This is a genomic window from Nocardioides psychrotolerans (genome assembly GCF_900113685.1).
Lineage (GTDB): Bacteria > Actinomycetota > Actinomycetes > Propionibacteriales > Nocardioidaceae > Nocardioides > Nocardioides psychrotolerans.
The window spans coordinates 58494-78197 of record NZ_FOQG01000015.1; the positions used below are offsets into that span (position 1 = coordinate 58494).

General features: G+C 71.1%; 15 protein-coding genes. 5 read left to right on the forward strand and 10 right to left on the reverse strand.

The annotated features are described in order from the left end of the window. The gene (locus BM204_RS16855; RefSeq protein WP_091115750.1) at positions 1–1689 is read right to left on the reverse strand and encodes an FHA domain-containing protein; all 1689 of its coding nucleotides are present in this window, start codon (positions 1687–1689) and stop codon (positions 1–3) included. Then, entirely contained in the window at positions 1686–2996 is a 1311-nt protein-coding gene (locus BM204_RS16860) for a protein kinase domain-containing protein (protein WP_091115753.1), read from the reverse strand. Before BM204_RS16860 ends, BM204_RS16855 begins: the two co-directional genes overlap by 4 nt. Positions 2997–3111: 115 nt before the next feature. On the opposite strand from BM204_RS16860, the gene BM204_RS16865 reads away from it, so the two are divergent. Then, positions 3112–3810, forward strand: coding sequence for a vWA domain-containing protein (locus BM204_RS16865; protein WP_170259245.1), 699 nt, complete (start codon positions 3112–3114; stop codon positions 3808–3810). Further along, positions 3807–4658, forward strand: a complete 852-nt coding sequence (locus BM204_RS16870) for a PP2C family serine/threonine-protein phosphatase (protein WP_091115757.1) — start codon at positions 3807–3809, stop codon at positions 4656–4658. The genes BM204_RS16865 and BM204_RS16870 overlap by 4 nt, the downstream gene beginning before the upstream one ends. On the opposite strand, the gene BM204_RS16875 is transcribed toward BM204_RS16870, so the two are convergent. Continuing rightward, the gene (locus tag BM204_RS16875; protein ID WP_091115759.1) at positions 4627–6219 is read right to left on the reverse strand and encodes a hypothetical protein; all 1593 of its coding nucleotides are present in this window, start codon (positions 6217–6219) and stop codon (positions 4627–4629) included. The two genes, BM204_RS16870 and BM204_RS16875, sit on opposite strands and share 32 nt — an antisense overlap. A 13-nt stretch (positions 6220–6232) precedes the next feature. Continuing rightward, entirely contained in the window at positions 6233–7033 is an 801-nt protein-coding gene (locus tag BM204_RS16880; protein ID WP_091115762.1) for a serine/threonine-protein kinase, read from the reverse strand. 111 nt (positions 7034–7144) lie between these two features. On the opposite strand from BM204_RS16880, the gene BM204_RS16885 reads away from it, so the two are divergent. Genes BM204_RS16885 through BM204_RS22760 form a run of 3 tightly spaced genes read left to right on the forward strand, consistent with a single transcriptional unit; the run spans position 7145 to position 10506 of the window. After that, positions 7145–8737, forward strand: a complete 1593-nt coding sequence (locus BM204_RS16885) for an FAD/NAD(P)-binding protein (protein WP_218031305.1) — start codon at positions 7145–7147, stop codon at positions 8735–8737. A 10-nt stretch (positions 8738–8747) separates the two neighbouring features. Continuing rightward, a complete protein-coding gene (locus BM204_RS16890) occupies positions 8748–9173 on the forward strand; it encodes a hypothetical protein (RefSeq protein WP_091115765.1) in 426 nt (141 codons plus the stop codon). A gap of 1 nt (position 9174) precedes the next feature. After that, entirely contained in the window at positions 9175–10506 is a 1332-nt protein-coding gene (locus BM204_RS22760; protein WP_091115766.1) for an FHA domain-containing protein, read from the forward strand. Here BM204_RS22760 and BM204_RS16900 read toward each other — a convergent pair. From BM204_RS16900 to BM204_RS16925, 6 genes are all read right to left on the reverse strand, one after another. Then, positions 10503–12494, reverse strand: coding sequence for a cation:proton antiporter (locus tag BM204_RS16900; RefSeq protein WP_091115768.1), 1992 nt, complete (start codon positions 12492–12494; stop codon positions 10503–10505). The genes BM204_RS22760 and BM204_RS16900 overlap by 4 nt on opposite strands. A gap of 92 nt (positions 12495–12586) precedes the next feature. After that, positions 12587–13690 carry an ABC transporter permease gene (locus BM204_RS16905; RefSeq protein WP_091115770.1) on the reverse strand — a complete coding sequence of 368 codons (1104 nt, stop codon included), beginning with the start codon at positions 13688–13690 and terminating at the stop codon, positions 12587–12589. Beyond that, positions 13687–14586 (reverse strand): ABC transporter ATP-binding protein, encoded by a 900-nt coding sequence (locus BM204_RS16910; RefSeq protein WP_091115772.1) that lies wholly within the window; start codon positions 14584–14586, stop codon positions 13687–13689. Before BM204_RS16910 ends, BM204_RS16905 begins: the two co-directional genes overlap by 4 nt. A 24-nt stretch (positions 14587–14610) precedes the next feature. Beyond that, positions 14611–16017, reverse strand: coding sequence for an amidase (locus tag BM204_RS16915; RefSeq protein WP_091115775.1), 1407 nt, complete (start codon positions 16015–16017; stop codon positions 14611–14613). Positions 16018–16049: 32 nt separating this feature from the next. Next, positions 16050–17933: an ABC transporter transmembrane domain-containing protein gene (locus tag BM204_RS16920; protein WP_091115777.1), complete on the reverse strand. Its 1884-nt coding sequence runs from the start codon at positions 17931–17933 to the stop codon at positions 16050–16052. Continuing rightward, positions 17930–19699: an ABC transporter ATP-binding protein gene (locus tag BM204_RS16925; protein ID WP_091115780.1), complete on the reverse strand. Its 1770-nt coding sequence runs from the start codon at positions 19697–19699 to the stop codon at positions 17930–17932. Before BM204_RS16925 ends, BM204_RS16920 begins: the two co-directional genes overlap by 4 nt. Positions 19700–19704: the final 5 nt, after the last annotated feature.

A 19704-nucleotide genomic window follows, 5' to 3' on the forward strand; every position in this document is an offset into this window, starting at 1 on the left:
TCAGTCCTGCGAGCCCGAGGCCTGCGCCTCGGCCTCGGCGATGAGCGGCTTGACGACGTCGATCGACCGGATCCGCCCGGAGACCACCGACGAGCCCTGCTGGGAGAAGGTGGCCGACGGGATCCCGACGATCTCGGCCTCGTTGTCGATCGCCGCTCCCCCGGAGTTGCCCGGGGCGATGCGGGCGTCGGTGTCGATCTCGGAGCGGGGGCCGAGGCGGTCGTCGTCGAGGAAGGTGGAGATGACTCCCCGGGTGACGGACACGCCGGTCGACCCGGAGATGCCCGGGAAACCGAGGACGGTGACGTCCTCACCGGTGCGGAGGTCGGCCGAGGAGCCGATCGGGATGGTCGGCAGGTCGAGCGGCGCCTCGAGCGGGCCACCGTCGATCGTGGCGTAGATCTGGATGACCGACGCGTCCATGAAGCCGTCGCTGACGACCACCCGGGCCCGGTAGCCCGGAGCGGCGGCCGAGTCGTCGGCGTCCTCGATCAGCGCGATCTCGAGGTAGTCGGGGTTGGCCTCGTCGGTCGGGCCGTACTGCTGGGCGAGGCCGTCGGCCTGCGGCTCCGCGACGTGCGCATTGGTGAGGATCATCCCGTCGGCGCTAATGATCGAGCCGGAGCCCGACCAGGTCACCGTGGTGCCGTCGCTGTCGGTGGACTCCGCACCGATCAGCACGGTGGCGATCCTGGCGCTGTCGAGCTCATCGCTCGTCAGCAGGTCCGGGGTCGAGGGAGGGGTGGACGAGCCGACGACCTGCGCGGGGTCGGCCCGGTCGAGCAGCACCGCGGCGGTGACCCCGGACGCGACGATCACGAGCAGCACCGCGGCGCCGCCGCCGATCACGGCCAGGCGACGGGCCCAGCGGGCGCGGGCCAGCCGGCGCTCCTCCTCCTGGGCGGAGAGGATCGGCACGAGCGACACCTCGGGCCCGGCGACCGGGTGACCGAGCCGAAGGACGACGCGCTCCTTGATGACCAGCCGGTCCACCCGGCGACCACCGACGAAGGTGCCCTCCCGCGAGGCATTGGTGTAGAGCCAACCGTCGGGGACGGCGTCAACCCGCCCGTGCAGCCGTGAGCAGACCGGGTCGGTCAGGACCACGGCGCAGTCGGGAAGCCGTCCGACCGTGACCGCGGCCGGATGCGAGAAGCGGTGCTCACGACCCTCCGCCGAGATCAGCAGGGTCGGGCCCGTGCGCGAGGACGGGACGCCGGGGGTCTGGCCCGGACGCACCGCCGATGCGACGACCATGGTGTCCTCGAAGCCGGAATCCGGCGGCGTCCGGCCGGGGGCACGCGCCGGCGTCGGGCGCTCGTCGACAGGGGCGGGTGCGACCGGAGCCACCGGAGCAGCGGCCTGCTGCACCGGCACGACCGCGTCGCCCGGCGCCGCCACGGGCGTCACGGTGAAGTCGCTGCCCGCGCCCTCGGGGCCGCAGTGCACGCGGGTCTCCCGGGTCAGCCGGAGCTCGGTGACCCGCTCGCCGTCGACGAAGGTGCCGTGCGCGCTCGCGACGTCGACGAGCACCCACCCGGCGCGGGTGGGCCGCAGCTCGGCGTGCACCCGGGAGACCGAGTCGCCGGTCAGCAGGATGTCGGACTCGACGGCGCGACCGATCCGGAGGAGCCGTGGCGGGTCGACGAGGACGGTGCTCCCGTCGACCACGACGCGCAGTGCGCTCATCCTCCCTGCCAGCGGGTGGCCAGGACCGTGGTCGAGTCGATGGAGATGCGCATGCCGTCGGAGATCTCCATGGTGCGGTCCGGCTCGAGCCGCACGACCTGCCCGGCGCCGTACGTCGCCTCCCACGGGCGGGTGGACAGGTTGTGGATCCCCCAGCGGCTGGCATCCTGGGGATGGGCTCGCACCTGGCCCATCACGACCGAGTCGTCGACGCCCGAGGCCAGGTGGTCGGTGCGCAGGGTCGCGAGGGGGCTCACCGCGACCGTGCGCCGGCCGATCTTCAGCACGTAGGGCGGCTGGAGCGAGGTGGCGCACGAGCGGCAGGTCCGCTCGGGCTCGGCGACGTCCCAGAAGCCGGTCGCGCCGCAACCACGGCAGGTGACCATGCCGTCGCGCAGCCGGTCCATCGCCTTGATCCACTGGCCCTCGGTGATCCGTAGCCCGGGCTGGTGGGCACCGGCGACGAAGGCCTGCACGAAGAGGTCCTGGAGGAAGCGGGGATAGATCGCCCAGTACTGCTGGACGATCCCCGACGGACGGTTGTCCTCGCGGGCGGGGTCCATGCAGAAGACCGGCTCGGTGCCGAAGTAGGTCAGCAGCCAGGAGGTGTCCCTGAGCCCGGCGTCGGTGCGCGCGCCCTCGAACGGATGCCCCAGGAACAGCGTGTAGAAGAGCAGCACCGCGAGCGAGTGCCGGTCGGTGTCGGTGCTCGGCAGCGTCTGGTAGGTCAGGTCGCGCACGACCTCGGGCGCCATGAAGAACGGCGTGCCGAGCACCCGGCTGGTGCCGTCGTCGACGCCGACGTTGTCGTTGTCGCAGATCAGCACGTCGCCGTGCTCAGGCTCGAAGAAGACGTTGCCGAAGGAGATGTCGCGGTAGCACATGCCGCGGGCGTGCAGCCGCAGGAAGCTGTAGCTCAGCTGGCGGCACATCGCGATGGTCGAGGCGAAGGAGACCGAGAGCACCCGGCCTTCACGGTCGGTGTTGGAGAGGAGATAGCTGAGCTCGAGGAACCGGCTCTCGCGCAGCCGCATGACATAGCCGAACGACGGCTGGTCGGCCACCCGGGCCATGCTGATCGGCCACAGGAACCGCTCGTGCGGCGAACCCGACTCGACCAGGCGCTGCATCTCGTTGAACTGCTCGACCGAGGCGCACTCGGGGCGGTACCACTTGAGCGCGAGCGCCTCACCGTTGGCGAGCCTGACCTCGAAGACGAAGCCCTGACCGCCCTGCCCGAGGAGCTCGGTGATCCGGGCGCGACCCAGCGGACCCAGGTCGACCTCCGTCCCATTGGAGAGGCTCATGGGGCGCCAGTCACCTCCGCTCACAGCCGTGGATCACGAGACGAGGAAGCTCCCCGCGGGGAGCGGCAACAGGGTATATCCTCGCCACGGCCGCGGCATCGAAGGCAGGTGGAGCATGAGTGATCGCTTGGGTGGTGCCCTCGGGCGCAAGCCCCTGCACTTCATCTTCGTGCTCGACGTCTCCGGCTCCATGCTCCGCGGCGGCCGCATCCAGGCCCTCAACAACGCCATGGCGGAGGTCGTGCCCCACCTGCGCGACGAGGCCCGGGCCAACCCCCACGCCGAGCTGCTGGTGCGGGTCCTGGCCTTCGCGACCGAGACGACCTGGGTCGTCGAGGAGCCGACGCCGATCGAGCAGTTCCACTGGGAGCGGCTGCCAGCCACACCGAAGGGGTTCACCGAGCTCGGCAGCGCCCTCTCGGTGCTCGCCGACAGCCTCCACGAGATGGGCAACGCGAGCGGCTACCCGCCCGCGATCATCCTGGTCTCCGACGGTCGCCCCACCGACAGCACCGGTGTCAGCTTCGCCGACGGGCTGCAGCAGGTGCTCGACGAGCGGTGGGGCGCGGCCGCGATCAGGCTGGCGTTGGGTGTCGGGCGCGACGCCGACATGAACTCCCTGCGCCGCTTCATCGGCAACGAGGACGTCCCCCTGCTGCGCGCCGACAACCCTCAGCAGCTCGTCGAATACATCGTGTGGGCCTCGAAGGCCGCCAGTCGTGGCGCCTCCCGGCCGGTCATCGGGTCCTCCCCCGTGACCTACACCCCGCCGTCCGCCTCCGGGGGCGACCCGATCTGGAGCACGCTCGCATGAGCCGCCGCTGGACGGCCCTGTCCGGCACCCACATCGGCTCGGTCCACATCCGCGACGGTCTTCCCCTCCAGGACGCCCATGCCGTCCTGGTCGCCGACGACACCGCGGTCATCGCCGTCGCCGACGGCCACGGTCACCGGCTCCACTTCCGCAGCGACGTCGGGTCCGCCCTCGCGGTCCGCATCTCCTCGGAGCTCCTCACCGCAGCGCTGCCCCGCCTCACCGACCCGGTCACCGCCCCGGCGGTGCTGCGCGAGGTCGGGACCGAGCTCATCTCCCGGTGGACCCGCGCGGTCGGCGATCACGTCACTCAGCACCCCTTCGCCGGTGACGACCTGGCGCTGGTCGATCCGACCGACCCCGGCCGGACCACGCGCCCCTACGGCAGCACGGTCCTGGCCATGGTCGCGACCGACACCCTCCTGGGTGTCCTGCAGATCGGCGACGGCGACGCCGTCGTCGTCACCGCGTCGGGCACGTCGTTGCGCCCGGTCCCCGAGGACCCCGACCTCGACGGCAGCCGTACGACGTCGCTGTGTCAGCCCGACCCGGGGGCCTCGCTGCGGGTCGGGGCACTCGACGTGCACGCCGAGGACCTGGTGCTCGGCTACCTCTGCACCGACGGCTTCAGCACCTCGCGCGTCGACGCCGACGGCTGGTGGCGCCAGACCGGCGAGGAGCTGGTCGGCTTCGCCCGCCAGCACGGCTTCGCGTGGATCGACGCTCGGCTCCCCGGCTGGCTGGAGGAGCCGGCCGCGATCGGCGGCGACGACACCACGCTGGCGCTGGTCGGCCTGACCGCGATCGACCCGGGCGCTACTGCTTCGGCGACTCCCACCACGCGATGAGGGCGTCCTGGTCGTTGGTCGGGTAGTAGGCCTCCATGTAGCACAGGCACGCGGTCTGGTCCCAGTAGCGCAGGATCCGGTCGCCCTCGGCGTAGGAGTCGGCGACTCGCCCCTCGACTGCGCCCGACCCGAACATCCAGTCGGGCGGGCTGAGGATCAGCCCGTCGCGTCGGGAGTCACGGAGCCGGGTCTGGCGGTAGTCGATCAGGTCCTTCTTGGTGGCCATCTTGGCGACGTAGACGGTGATCTGACGCCGGGCCTTGCACTGGCTCTCCTCGATCTCCCCCGGCGACAGCGTCTGGATCCGGTCGCACTGGTTGGGGCGCAGCCAGAACTGGGCGAAGTCGAACAGCTCGGAGTTGCTGATCCGCGTCGGGTAGTCGAGGAAGCTCTCCACGCTGCCATAGACCGCGGCCAGCTCGTCGACCTCGACGTCGGCGGTGCCGCCCTTGTAGAGGCCGCTCTGCAGCGCGGCCTCGTTGTCCCAGTAGAGCGTCGGGGTCGTCGACTCGGTGTCGAAGCTGAAGATCACCCCGAAGGAGCCCTCCGCGAAGCGGCCGCCCACGTCGGTGTTGACCGCGCGGGAGCGCGCCGCCCGGAGCTCGTCAATCGTGTCGTAGGTCGTGAGCTCGAGCGTGCCGCGCGGGAAGGTGCAGGCGATCGCCTCGGTCTGCCCGGAGAGCGCCGCGCCCTCCGCGCAGTCCGACTGACCCGTCGTGACGCGCGTGCCGAGCGAGGTGTAGCGCTGGTTGATCGCGTCGAAGGCCAGGTCGGGGCCCTCGGTCACCACGTCGCTGGGCCCGTCGCTGGGCCCGTCAGTCGGCCCGTCGCTGGTCTGCCCGGAGGTCGGGCCCGCGGGTCCGACCAGGGGCTCGTCGTCGCCACCGGTGAGCTGCAGGACACCGAAGACGACTGCCAGGATCACCAGCCCGATCCCCGCGCCGATCAGCAGGGGCAGCAGGCCCTTGCTCTTCTTCGGTGGTCCCGGCTGGCCCGGCGGAGGTGGACTGGACCACTGGGGCACCGGCTGGGGCACCGACTGCTGCTGGGGGAACTGGGTGGGGGGGGTCGCGATCCCGAAGGGCGGCCTCTGAGGCGGGATGGCCGACGGCATAGCCGGCGGCGCCGGGGGTGGCGGACCGGTTGGAGACATCGTCGGCGGCACGGGGCTCGTGGGCGGGGGCGCCTGGCTCTGCGTCGGGGGCACCGCACCCTGCGTGCGATAACGACGTACGTCGGTGTCCGCGACCTTCCCGACCGCGAAGCCGAGCACCGCCACGGCCCAGCGCGAGCCGGCGACATCGGCGCTGCCACGGTCCCGGGCGAGGAGGTCGCCGGCCGACTCGATCGCGCGGGACGGCTCGGCCCCGCTGTCGATGGTCGTCAGCATCCACTGGAAGGAGCCGAGGCGCACGGCGTCGACGAGCAGGTTGATGTCCCCCGTGGACGCGGCGCCCTCGTCGAGGAAGTCGTCCAGCGCCGCGCGCAGCCCGTCGGCGTCGTCGAAGACGTCGCGACCGAAGCTCAGGCCCAGCTCGTAGAGGTTCTCGTGCAGCTCCATGTCCCTCAGTCCCTCAGTCCCCGGCGCCCAGGGCGGCGACCCGGGTCGCCACCTCGGCCGCGGTCGGCGGTCGCATCGCCAGGTCGGCGTGGACGCACGCAGCGATCAGCGCGCCCAGACCGGGCCCGACCTCCGGGCGGATCGTGGGGCTGGAGGCGAGGATCGAGCGCACCAGCAGCAACGGCTCGCGGGTCGGAAGGTCGCCGTAGACCCCCACCCCGGTGGCGGCGAAGTGGAGGCTCGCGCCCAGCGACCAGATGTCGCTGGCCCGGGACGCCTGGGCCCCCAGCATGATCGCGGGGTCGGTGTATTCGAGGCCGATCTGTCCCATCCCGGTCACGACCATGCCGGGTGACAGCAGCTGTGAGAGCCCCAGGTCGGCCAGGCGACCACCGTCCTCGGCGATCAGGATGTTCGCGGGCTTGATGTCGCGGTGCGCGATGCCGCGCTCGTGCAGCGCGTGCGCGGCCAGCGCGACATCGGCCACGGCGCGGATCGCGTGGGCCCGGTCCAGGCTCCCGGTCGGCTGCTCGAGGGAGCCGAGGGGCAGGAACTCCATGGCGTAGAAGAAGTCCCCTCCTTGCCGGCCGGCGTCGTAGACCGCCACGAGCTTGTCGGACTCGGCCAGGCTGAAGTGCTTGAGCTCGCGGGTCGCGCGGCGGAACGCGTCGTCGGAGGTCGGACCGGAGATGACCTTGACGACCACCTGCGCGTCGCCGATGCCGAGGCGCGCGGGCGCTCTGGCGAGGTAGTTGGTCCCGTAGTTCGACACCCCGAGGGCCCGGACGAACTCGTAGTCGGCGATCCCGTGCACGGGCTCAGCATGGCACCAAACGCCCCACAGGTCTCCGGTCAATTTTGCTCTTATCACCGCGCCCCAACTGGAGTACGGTTCCCCGCAATCAGCGACGTCGAAGGGATGGCCGTGATCGACCCGTCCGCCGGCACCGTGTTCCCGACCCCGGGAGCCCAGAACTACCTGCCCTCCCAGCCCGCTGCGGGCGACCTGACCGACGCACTGCTGGCCACCGACTGGTGGACCGACGAGCTGGTCGCGTCGGCCGGGATCCCCATCGTCGACGTGCCGTTCGTGTCCGTCGGCGGCGGCATCGGCAGTTTCGTCACGGCCGACTACCTGCGCATCGGTGGCGTCGACACCAGCCAGATCCGCATCCTCTCCGCCCTCGACCACCCCTGGGAGACCTACGAGTACCTCACCCGGGTCTCGCAGATCCCACGCGGCGAGCGGCTGCGCTCCGACTCAGCCTCGCGCCCCGACAACATCTGGGGCTTCCCGTCCTACGCCGTCAGCGAGGCGTGGCGCTCCAAGAACCCAGCGACCCTCTGGCAAGTCCTCGTCGAGCCGACCTTCGCGGACTTCTACACCCCCAAGGCCGGCTTCGTCTTCGAGCAGATCGAGCGCGAGGCCAAGCGCATCCGCTACGACGAGATGCTCGCCAAGGGCCTGGTCCGCGTCGTACGACGCCGGGCCGGTGGTGGCTACTTCACCATCCTGACGCCTCCCGACGGCGCCACCGCGACCAAGCGCCTGGCCTTCCGCTCGCAATACGTCCACCTGGCCGTCGGCTACCCCGGTCTGCGCTTCCTGCCCGACCTGCAGGCCTACCGCACCGAGCACAACGACTACCAGCACGTGGTCAACGCCTACGAGTCCCACGAGCACGTCTACGAGCGGCTGATGACCACGCCCAGCACGGTGCTCGTGCGCGGCGGCGGGATCGTGGCCTCCCGGGTGCTGCAACGACTGATGGACGACCGCCTCCTGCGCGGTGCCCAGACCACGATCGTCCACCTCTTCCGCACGTTCATCGACGGCCCCAACGACGGCACCGGCTCGTCCACTCCGCACCCGTTCATGAAGCGCAAGGGCGCGGACGGTTGGGCCTACCAGGGCTTCAACTACCCCAAGTCCGTGTGGGGCGGTCAGCTCAAGGCCGAGATGCGCAAGCTCGAGGGGGCCGAGCGCGCCGCGAAATACAAGGTCATGGGCGGCACCAACACCCCCTACCGACGCTACTGGCAGCAGCAGATGAACCAGGGCCGTCAGGAGGGCTGGTACCAGCTGGCCATCGGCACGGTCGACTCCATGACCCCCCACCACGGGCGGATCCTCAACCAGCTCAAGACCGCCCAGGGCGTCTACCCGCTTGAGGTCGACTTCGTCATCGACTGCACCGGGCTCGAGGCCGACATCGCCGAGCACCGGCTGCTCAAGGACCTCCTCGACCACGGCGGCGCGGGTCGCAACCCGGTCGGCCGCCTGGACGTCGACCGCAACTTCGAGCTCAAGGGCACCGTGTCGGGCAACGGTGTCCTCTATGCGTCGGGGTCCTCGACGCTGGGCGGCTACTTCCCCGGCGTCGACACCTTCCTCGGCCTCCAGGTGGCCGCGCAGGAGATCCAGGCCGACCTCGCCAAGCGTGGCTTCGGCAAGCGGATCGGCACGGTCCGGTCGACCTCGCAGTGGCTCAAGTGGTTCTCCGGCAAGCAGATCTAGGAGCCGACACATGCTGCCGACCCTCAACGGACGGATCCAGACCCGGATCTTCATGCTCGTCGTCCTCGGCGGGCTGATCACGCTGCTGATCACCCCGGTGCTGCCCGGCGATCCCGGCTACTCCATGACCTACACCGTCCTCGCGACGGTCCTGGTGCTCGGCGTCGGGTGGGAGCTCGCCTACCACGGGCTCATGCAGTGGAGGTGGGAGAAGGACTGGCCGACGCTCTTCGGCCTGCTCAACGCGATCAACGAGGGCCTGCTGGTGTGGGTGCTGCTCGAGCTCGGAGTCGTCCCCGGTCTCGACTCCGGTGTGCCCCTCTCGACGTTCCTCGTGATGTTTCTCGTGATCTGGGTGTTCATCTGGATCTGGACCAACGGACCGATGCGGATCTTCAACATCCGCTGGCGGTTCTTCGGCGGAAGGCTGGTCTGACGTGACCCCACACTCCCCCTCGCACGCCCCTTCGCAGCTGGGGTCGGCGGCGGACTGGTCCGCCGCGGCGTTCGCGCCGCACGCGGGCTCGGGCACGCTCGCGCGGCTGGGCGGCGTCGTGCTGCTCGTCGCGTCGACCGACCCTGCGGCCGTCGCGCCGCTCCTCGACCAGGCCCAGATGGTCGCGGCCAACGGCGGTGACGGGCGCCAGCTGGTGCGCGGCTTCGCGCTCCAGCTCTCGTCGGGTGCCGGCGACGAGCCGGCCTTCGCCGCCCTCGCACCGCACGGCAGCGGGCTGGCCGTCATCGTCTCCGGAGCCGCCAGCGTCACCGTCGACGACGAGACCATCACCGGCGAGGGATCCCTGTCCTGGGTGGAGCGCCTGGTGCCGTGGCCGATCGCTCGGCTGGTCGCCACCGTCGACCCGGGCGGCACCCCGCTCGGTGCGCTCTATGACCTGGGCGCCGGCGTGATCCCAGCAGGCGGCGTCTCGGTCAGTGTGGACGAGACGCCGACCATGGCGATGAGCCAGGTCGTGGGCGATGCCGCGTCGATCCCTGACCCGGCGCCCGTCCCGGCGCCCGCGCCCGCGCCCGCCCCGGCGCCCGAGCCGGTCCCAGTGCCCGTGCCCGTGCCCGTGCCCGTGCCCGTGCGGCCGCCCGCTCCGGACGTCGTCGCACCGCCGACACCCGCCGGCGACCGGCCGGTGCTGGCCGCGATGCCCGACGCGTTCGCCAGCTTCGACTCGGTCAAGCTGCGCGACCTCGAGGACGACGAGCCGGTGACGCCCCTGCCGATCGTGGCCGACCAGCGTGACGTCCAAGCCTCCGGCGTGGTCTCCGAGGTGCGCGGCGTCTTCTGCAAGAACCGGCACTTCAACGACCCACGGGTCCTGTTCTGCGCGGTCTGCGGGATCAACATGGTCCAGCAGACGCCCGTGCTCGTGAACGGCGAGCGCCCGCCGCTCGGCGTCGTCGTGCTCGACGACGGAGCGGTCTTCCAGCTCGACACCGACTACCTGCTCGGCCGAGATCCCGACGCCGACGACCGGGTGCGCCACGGTGACTGTCGCGGCATCTCGATCATCGACACCTCCAACATGGTCTCGCGCGTGCACGCCCGTCTCGAGCTGCGCGGCTGGGACGTCGTCCTGGTCGACAACACCTCGACCAACGGCACGTTCGTCAACAGCCCCAAGGCCGTCGAGTGGCGGCGCATGGCGGCGGGCGGAGATGAGGTCCTCACCCCCGGCACCCGGATCCGCATCGGGCACCGCACCCTGGCTTTCAACACCCACGGCGGTCAGTCCGCCGCAGGTCAGAGCGTCTCCTAGGGCGCGGCCTCGGCCGGAACGGTGCCGACGTCGACCTCACTCCAGTCGGTCGGCTCGGCGTCGACCTCGGCGCGCACCAGCACCTGCTCGTCCCCGGCCGCGATCCCCACGCGCAACGCGTCGCCGATCTCGGACCCGTCCGCCATGGTGACGCCGCGGCCGGCCAGTGCCTCGATCATCGGCTCGAACCGTCGGTGCTCGCGCCCGGCCTCGACCCGCAGCCGGGCGCCGAAGCAGGTGGCGACCCGGGTGGCCAGGACGACGGCGGCGTCGCCGTCGCTGTCGGGGGTCCAGGTGACGGTGACCCAGGTCCGGTCGGCCGGCGCCGGTGCCCCCGGGGCGATCGTCACCGTGACGCAGTCGACGACCGCGGCCACAGCCTCCGCTCCTGGGTTGTCGGCGGCCACGACGAGGGCCTGTGGGCGCAGCACCGTGGCGAGCTCGACCACGTCGGCGGTGACGTCGGCGCTGGGATGGTTGAGGATCCGGACGGGTACGCCGTGCGCCTGGCCGCGTCGTACGAGCGTCTCGAGGCGCTCCATGGAGGCCGTCATCTTGGCCAGCTCGTCGGTCAGCCCGCTGCCAACCTCGAGCTTGGCGCTCTGCTGCGGCTCGAGCGCGGCCACCACGACCTCGGGGTTGAGCTCGGAGCGGATCATCGCGATCGCGACGTCGAGGGCCACTGCGCTGTCCTCGCCGGGTGCCGAGACCACCAGGGCCCGGGTGGTCGCCTGGTCACCGAGCGCGGCCCGCTCGGCCTCGGCGATGTCGCGGGCCACCCGACGCGCGGGATAGGCGAAGTGCAGGAGCGGTCCGGTCATGATCGTGGTGACCACGGCCATGACGACCAGCATCGTGAAGAGCGTGTCACCGAGCAGGCCCAGCTCGCGGCCGACGTTGAGGATCACCAGCTCGGTCAGTCCCCTGGTGTTCATCAAGATGCCCAGGGAGTTGGCCTGCCAGTGGGGGACGCCGCTGAGGCGCGCGCCGACGTAGGCGCCGACGTATTTGCCGCCGATGGCGACGGCGAGGATCGCCGCGAGCTGGACGAGGTTCTCCGAGCTGAGGCCGCGCAGGTTGACGTTGAGTCCGGAGACCAGGAAGAAGACGGGGAGCAGCAGCAGGACCGAGATCTGCTCGAGGCGGACCAGGATCTCGTGGCGCATCGCGGCTGCCCGCTCGTGCGGCATGATCGCCCCGAGCAGGAAGGCGCCGAAGATGAAGTGAACGCCGAGGTACTCCGTGGTCGCGGCGAAGAGCAGCAGCCCGACCAGCACGACCGAGAGGATCCCGGGGGTGAGTCGCCCTGCGACCTCGTAGGCCTTGGTGAGCCGGTTCAGCTGCGGGCGGATCACCAGCAACGCGAACAGCGCGAAGGGGATCGCCAGCGCCACGACCCAGGAGGCGTGGTCGCCGCCGCCACCGGCGATGCCGATGACCACGGCGAGCAGGGTCCACGCCAGGACGTCGTCGGTGGCAGCGCAGGCGAGCGCGAGTCCCCCGGTCTCGGTGCGATGCATGTTGCGGTCGGTGAGGATCCGCGCGAGGACGGGGAAGGCCGTCACCGACATCGCGGCCCCGACGAACAGAGCGAACGGCCAGAAGTCATTGAGGATGTTCTGGTCCTGGAGGAAGCTGGCCAGGCCGAGCCCGAGGCTGAACGGCAGGACGATGGAGGCCAGCGACACCGAGACCGCCACCTTGCCGCGGCCCTTGATGAGCGAGACGTCGAGCTCGAGCCCGACGACGAACATGAAGAGGATCAGGCCGATCTGGGCCAGCAGGGTGAGGAACGGTCGGGTGTCGAGCGGGAAGAGGAACTCGCTGAACTCCGGGCCCAGCAGGCTGGGGCCGAGCAGGATGCCGGCGCAGATCTCGCCGACCACCGCGGGCAGGCCGATGCGGACGAAGACCCAGCCCGCCGCCCTGGCCAGGACCATGATCAGCGCGAGCTCCACGAGGATGGTGGTGATGTCGGCGGCGTGCATGGGCCCACTCCTACGGTCGCGGTGGTGCGATCACAGTAGGGCTTGGGAGCCGAGCGGTCACGCACCAGTTTTCCGGCGCAGGCGGGGGCAGGTCAGGCGGTGTCCCACCGGAAGAGGCGGGCCGCCACCGCCGTCACCACGATGGCGAAGGCAGCCAGGACCGCGATCGGCACCAGGGCCGCCGACGGACCCTCCCCGCGCACCATCACGTCCAACATCGCCTCGTTGAGGTGCTTGAGCGGCAGCACGTTGCTGAAGGCCCTCAGCCACGCGGGGGCGGCGTCCAACGGGAAGAAGGAACCGCTGAGGAAGGCCATCGGCAGGACGAAGAAGTTGGCCATGTTGACCGCACCCTCGGTGGTCTTGGCGATAGCGCCGGCCAGGAGCCCGATCGCCATGAAGCACAGGGTGCCGACGACCAGGGTGGGGATCGCCATCCACCAGGACCCCGACAGCGTCAGGCCGAACGCGACCGACCCGAGACCGAGGAAGATCGCCATCTGGATCAGGGCGACGGCGATGGTGACCGCAACGCGGGCCCCGACCATCGTGCTGGTCGAGACCGGTGAGAGCTGGAGGCGTCGGAGCAGCTTGGACTGCCGCCAGCCCTGCAGCGTCGCCGCCGCACCGAAGCTCGCGCTCATCGCGACCGCCCAGCCCAGGAGCCCCGGCGTGACGAACTGGATCGCGGTCAGCGAGTCGTCCTCGACGCTGACCGCCTCGAACGAGTACGCCGGCTGCTCACCGGTCTGCGCGGCCAGCTGCGCCACGTTGGTGGCGTCCACGAAGGCGCGCAGGGTGCCCTGCGTGATGGCGGACTTCACCTGCTCGGTCTGGGTGTAGTGCGCGACGAGCTCGTCGCCCCGCTGCTCGATCGCGACGTCGGCGTCGCCCTTGCGCACCTGCTCGAGGGCGTCGGCGAGGTCGTCGGAGGTGGTGACCTCGAAGGTGTCGGCGAACGCCTCGGCCGCACCCTCGGGCAGGTCGTCGACCAGGGCGACGTCACCGACCTGGATGAGGTCGACCTTCGACTGGTCCTGGTCGCTGAAGATGCCGCCGAAGAGCACGAGGAACATCAGCGGGAAGACCAGGGCGAAGAACACCGCGCCCTTGTCGCGCAGGAAGCCTTTGAAGATCGCCACCGACAGGGCGACGAACGCCGACCGGCTGGAGGGGCGGCCCGAGGTGCTGCTCATGCGCGGTACTCCCGTCCGGTGAGGTCGAGGAAGACGTCCTCGAGGGTGCCGGTCTGGACCCTGACCCCGTCGAGCTGGTCACGCTCGGCCAGCCGAGCGACCACGTGGGCGGGGTCGCGGGTGGTGAGCACGACCCCGTCCACGGACTCCTGGACGTCGTCGACAGCGGCGATGCCGCGCGCTTCCTCGAGTCCGACGGCGCCAGGCGCCACGGTGATCCGGGCCGGGGCGTCGAGCCTGCGGATCAGCGCGGCGGGCGAGTCGACCTGGAGGATCCGACCGGAGTCCATGATCGCGACGCGATCGCACAGCACCTCGGCCTCGTCCATGTAGTGCGTGGTGAGGACTACCGTGCGCCCGGAGTTGTTGAGCCCGGACAGCAGGTCCCACAGGTTGCGTCGGGCCTGGGGGTCGAGGGCCGCGGTGGGCTCGTCGAGGAAGACGACGTCGGGGTCGTGGACCAACGCGCAGGCGATCGACAGACGCTGGGCCTGGCCACCGGAGAGGTCCTCGACGCGCGTCCCGGCCTTGTCGTCGAGCCCGACCCGTTCCAACCATTCGTCGGCCGTGGCGGAGGGCACGGCGTACAGGGAGGCGAAGGTGTGCAGCTGCTCGCGGGCGGTGAGCCGCTCGAAGAACGCAGAGGCCTGGAGCTGCACGCCCATCCGTGGGAGCAGATCGGCGTTGCGTGGCCAGACCGGGAGGCCGAGCACCGTCGCAGTGCCGGCGTCGGGCCTGCGCAGGCCCTCGACCATCTCCAGCAGCGTGGTCTTGCCGGCGCCGTTGGGGCCCAGGATGCCGACGAACTCCCCCTCGGCGACCTCGAGGCTCACCGCGTCGACCGCTTGCAGCTCCCCGTAGGTCTTGGTCAGGTCGAGCACCTCGATGGCTGCCATGGGCCGGACCCTACACAGCACTCTTTACGCGAGCGTGTCCCCTGCCAGCAGCGGCCACGGCCGGGCTTTCTCGATCTGGGCCGAGAGGCTCAGCAGCGTGGCCTCGTCGTCGGTGCGCCCAACGAGCTGGATGCCGACAGGAAGACCGTCCTCGGCGATGCCGCAGGGCACGGAGGCTGCCGGGTTGCCGGCGACGTTCCAGAGGGCGGCGTAGGCGATCGCGGGCATCGCCAGGAGCGAGGCGGCGAGCGAGCCGCGGCCGTCGAGCACGCCGACGCGCGGCGGTCGGTGGGCGATCGAGGGCGTCAGCAGGACGTCGACGTCCTGGAAGACCCGGTTGGCCTTGGCGCAGACCCCGTCGCTGGCGCGCACCGCCCACTCCTCGACCCGGGGCGTCACCCACGAGCCGAGGCGGTAGGTCTCGCGGGTCCGTCGCTCGAGCCGCTCGTAGTGCTCCACGCCGTCCGCCTCCGCACGGATGCCGCCGAAGAACTGCGGCACGAAGGCAGCGGTCGGGTCGGGGTAGCGCGGGTCGACCTCGCGCACGTCGTGCCCGAGGTCGGTGAGCAGCCGCGCGGTCTCCTGGACGGCCCGCACGTGGATCGGGTCGGGCTTGATGCCGAGCGTCACGGGCTTGACCGACCACCCGATCCGCAGGCGACCCGGCTCGCGGCCGGCGGCCTCGACGAACGAGCCGGACTCCCCCGCGACGAAGCGGTCGCTCGGCAGGCTCCCGCGGATCACGTCGTAGACCAGCGCGCTGTCGAGCACGGTGCGCGCGAGCGGACCGACCGTGCCCAGGGCCAGCCACAGGTGCGGGTGCGGGGCCGCGGTCACCCGGCCGCGCTGGGGCTTGAGCCCGAAGAGGCCGCACATCGCGGACGGGATGCGGATCGAGCCGCCGCCGTCCCCACCGATGGCGACCGGGACCATCCCGCTGGCCACGGCTGCCGCCGTACCTCCGCTGGAGCCGCCGGGCGTGCGCGTGGTGTCCCACGGGTTGCGGGTGATGCCGCGCGACACCGACTCGGTGTAGGGCCACGCCCCGAACTCCGGCATCGTCGTCTTCCCCACGATCACCGCCCCGGCCGCGCGCAGGCGTCGGACGACCTCGCCGTCGTGGGCCACGGGCGTGGAGTTGCCCTCGCCCCCGAAGGTCGTGACGCAACCGGCCACGTCCAGCTCTTCCTTGATGGCGATCGGTACGCCGTGCAGGGGGCCCAGCTGGTCGGCCTTCTGGGCGGCCTGCTGGTCACGGGCGGTGGCCTCGGCCCGCGCCTGGTCGCCCAGCACCACCGAGAAGGCGTTGAGCCGCGGGTCCTGACGGGCCACCCGGTCGAGCGTCTCGTCCAGCACGACGCGGGCGGTCAGGTCTCCCTCGGCGATGAGACGGGCGGTGTCGGCGGCGCTGGCGCGGCTCAGGTCGGTCACGCGCCGAGGGTAGCGCTCGGGGTGGGCTCCGCTCAGGCGAGCGAGGCAAGCCAGGCGTCGTTGAGGTCGGAGAAGTGACCCTCCCCGCCGGCCACGAGGTCGGCGGGGGCGCCGTCCTCGACGATGCGGCCGTGCTCCATGACGATCACCCGGTCCGCGATCTCCACCGTCGAGAGCCGGTGGGCGATGATCAGCGAGGTCCGGCCGGCGAGCACGGTGCGCAGGGCCTGCTGGACCAGCCGCTCGGACGGCACATCGAGCGAGGAGGTCGCCTCGTCGAGGATCAGCACCGCTGGGTCGGCCAGGAACGCGCGGGCGAAGGCGACCAGCTGGCGTTGGCCAGCGCTCAGGCGCCCGCCCTGGTTGGCGACCTGCGTGTCGTAGCCCTCCGGCAACGCCATGATGAAGTCGTGGGCGCCCAGGGCGCGGGTGGCCCGCTGGACCTCCTCGATCGTCGCCGACGGCTTGCCGAAGCGGATGTTGTCGGCGATCGAGCCGGAGAACAGGTAGTTCTCCTGGGTCACCATGACAACGGCCTCGCGCAGGTTGTCGGCCGTGAGGTCGCGCAGGTCGATCCCGTCGAGCAGGATCCGCCCGGCGTCGGGGTCGTAGAAGCGGGTGACCAGCTTGGCGAGCGTGGTCTTGCCTGCCCCGGTCGTGCCGACCAGGGCCAGCGTCTGCCCGGCCGGGACGACCAGGTCGAGCCCGGGAAGCACCGGCCGATCGTCGACGTAGGAGAAGCGCGCCTGCTCCAGCCGCAGCTCGCCCTGCGCGTCGTCGAGGCGCGTCGGCGAGGCGGGGTCCGGCACGCTCGGCTCCTCACGCAGCACGCCCGCGAGCTTGTCCAGCGCCGCCGATGCCGACTGGAAGGTGTTGTAGAACTGGGAGATCTCCATCATCGGCTCGAAGAACTGGCGCAGGTAGAGCAGGAACGCCGCGAGCACGCCGACGGTGACCTCGCCGTGGTAGGCGAGGTAGCCGCCGTAGAGGAGCACGGCCGCGATGGTGATGTTGCCGATCAGGCGGATGCCGGGCATGAACCACGCGACCAGCCGGAAGGCGACCAGGTTCGCGGCGCGGTACTGCTCGTTGACGTCGTCCAGGATCTCCTGGTTGCGGGCCTCGCGGCGGAACGCCTGGACCGCCCGGATGCCGCCCATCGACTCGACGAAGTGGACGATCACCAGCGCGACCTTCTCGCGCGTGACGCGATAGCTCTTGCCCGACTCCTTGCGGAACCAGTTGGTGACCCAGAACAGGAACGGTCCGCAGGTCAGGGCGACCAGGCCGAGCTTGACGTCGAGGAAGAGCAGGAGCCCGGCCGTGCCGACGAGCGTGAGCGCGGCGGTGACCAGGCCGTCGAAGCCCGTCTCGAGCATCTCGTAGATCGCGTCGATGTCCGAGGTCTGACGCGAGATCACCCGCCCCGAGGTGTAGTCGTCGTGGAAGGCCGGGCTGAGCACCTGGAAGTGCCGGAAGACCCGGCGCCGGACCTGGAAGAGCATGTCCTGGCCGATGCGGCCCGAGCGGACCAGGAAGACCTGGCGGGCGGCGGCCTGGGTCAGCGTCGCGACGAGCATGATCGCGACGATGAGGAACAGCGGCCCTTTGTCGCCTGAGATGCGGATCGGGTCGATGCCGTTGTCGATGCCGAGCTTGACGAGGTAGGGGATCGAGAGCCGCGCGGCGTTCTCGACGACGACGATCAGGACCAGGATCCGGATCGCCTTCTTGTAGGGCCGTAGCAGCTCACGCAGGAGCTGCCCGGAGCCGCCGGTGAAGCGTCGCTCGACCTCCAGCTCGGCGGCCTCCTCCGCGTCGGTCGCGGAGACGCCGCGCCAGGTGGGCTGGGAGGTCGGCTGGGAGGTCGGCTGGGAGGTCGGCTGGGAGGTCGGCTGAACGGTAGGTCGGCTCATGCGCGTGCCGCTTCGTGGTCGGCGTCGGCGGCCAGCAGCTCGCGGTAGGCGGGGACGCTGCCGAGCAGCTCGCGGTGGTCCCCGACGTGGGTGATGGTGCCGTCCTGGATCAGGGCGACCCGGTCCGCGAGCAGCACGGTCGAGGCGCGGTGGGCGACGACCAGGCCGGTGGTGGCCGCGAGGACTCGGCGCAGTGCCTCCTCGACCAGCTTCTCGGTGTGCACGTCGAGGGCTGAGAGGGTGTCGTCGAGCACCAGGATCATCGGCTGGGCGAGCACCGCGCGAGCGAGGGCGAGACGCTGCCGCTGACCGCCGGACAGGGCCATCCCCTGCTCGCCGATGCGGGTCGCGAGGCCCCACGGCAGGTCGTGGGCGAACTGCGCCTGCGCGATCTCGAGCGCCTCGTCGATGTCGGCGTCGCTGGCGTCGGCGCGGCCCAGCGTGAGGTTCTCGCGGGCACTCATCGAGAAGAGCGTGGGCTCCTCGAACGCGGTGGCGACCAGGGTGCGCAGGTGGGCCAGCTCCAGGTCGCGCACGTCGATGCCGTCAATGGTGATGCGGCCCGCGGTGACGTCGTAGAGCCGTGGCACGAGCGCGGTGAGGATGGTCTTGCCGGAGCCGGTGGCACCCACCAGCGCGACCGTCTCGCCCGGGGCGAGGTCGAGGTTGACGTCGCGGAGGACCGGCTCGTCAGGCGCGTCCGGGAAGGCGAAGTCGACGTGCTCGAAGCGCAGGTGCCCGCGGGGCTGGTCGACCCGGCGGTCGCCGCTCACGATGTCGGGCTCGGTGTCGAATATCTCCAGGACCCGCGCTGCTGCGGTCATCGCCTCCTGGGCCATCGCGAGGATGACGCCCAACGACGACACGGGCCACACCAGCGAGAGCATCAGCGTGATGAAGGCGACCAGCTCACCGGGCGTGAGCCGGCCGTTGCCGACCCCGATCGCGCCGAGGAGCAGCACGACGACCACGGCCAGGTTCGGGATGACCTCGAGGAACGTCCAGAACTTCGCCGAGAGCCGCACCTTGTCCATGCTCGTGGCGCGCAGGCCGCGGGCGGCGTCCTCATACTGCCGCGAGACGTGCTCGCTGCGGCCGAAGGACTTGATGACGCGGATCCCGACGGCACCCTCCTCGGCCAGGGTCGCGAGGTCGCCCTGCTCGTCCTGGACGCGGCGCGAGACGACGACGTAGCGCTTCTCGAAGCGCATCGAGAGCCAGACGATCGGAGCCGCGGTGGCGGCGACCACGAGGCCGAGCGGCCAGTACATGGCGAGGAGCACGGCGGTGACGACCGTGACCTGGAGGATGTTGATGACCAGGAACAGCATCCCGAAGCCGGCGAAGCGGCGGATCGCGGAGAGGTCGGTCGTGACGCGCGAGAGCAGCTGGCCCGACTGCCACTTGCTGTGGAAGCTCATCGGCAGCACCTGGAGGCGCGCGTAGAGGTCGCCGCGCATCGCCGTCTCGACCCCGAGCACGGCGGTGGACTGCACCCAGCGGCGCCAGAAGATCAGCACCGCCTCGAGCACCCCGAGCCCCAGCGCGAGCAGGCCGAGCGGCAGGACCGGCGAGATGTCCCGGTCGGTGATGGGGCCGTCGATGATCGCCTTGGTCAGCAGCGGGATCGCGATCGACAGCCCGACGCCGACGAGCGACGTGCCGAGCATGATCGCCAACGCGGTGCGGTGGGGCCGGAGGTAGCCGCGCAGCCGCCACAGGGAACGGACTCCTGCGGGGGGCTCTTGATCGGTGGTCGCACTCATCTGAG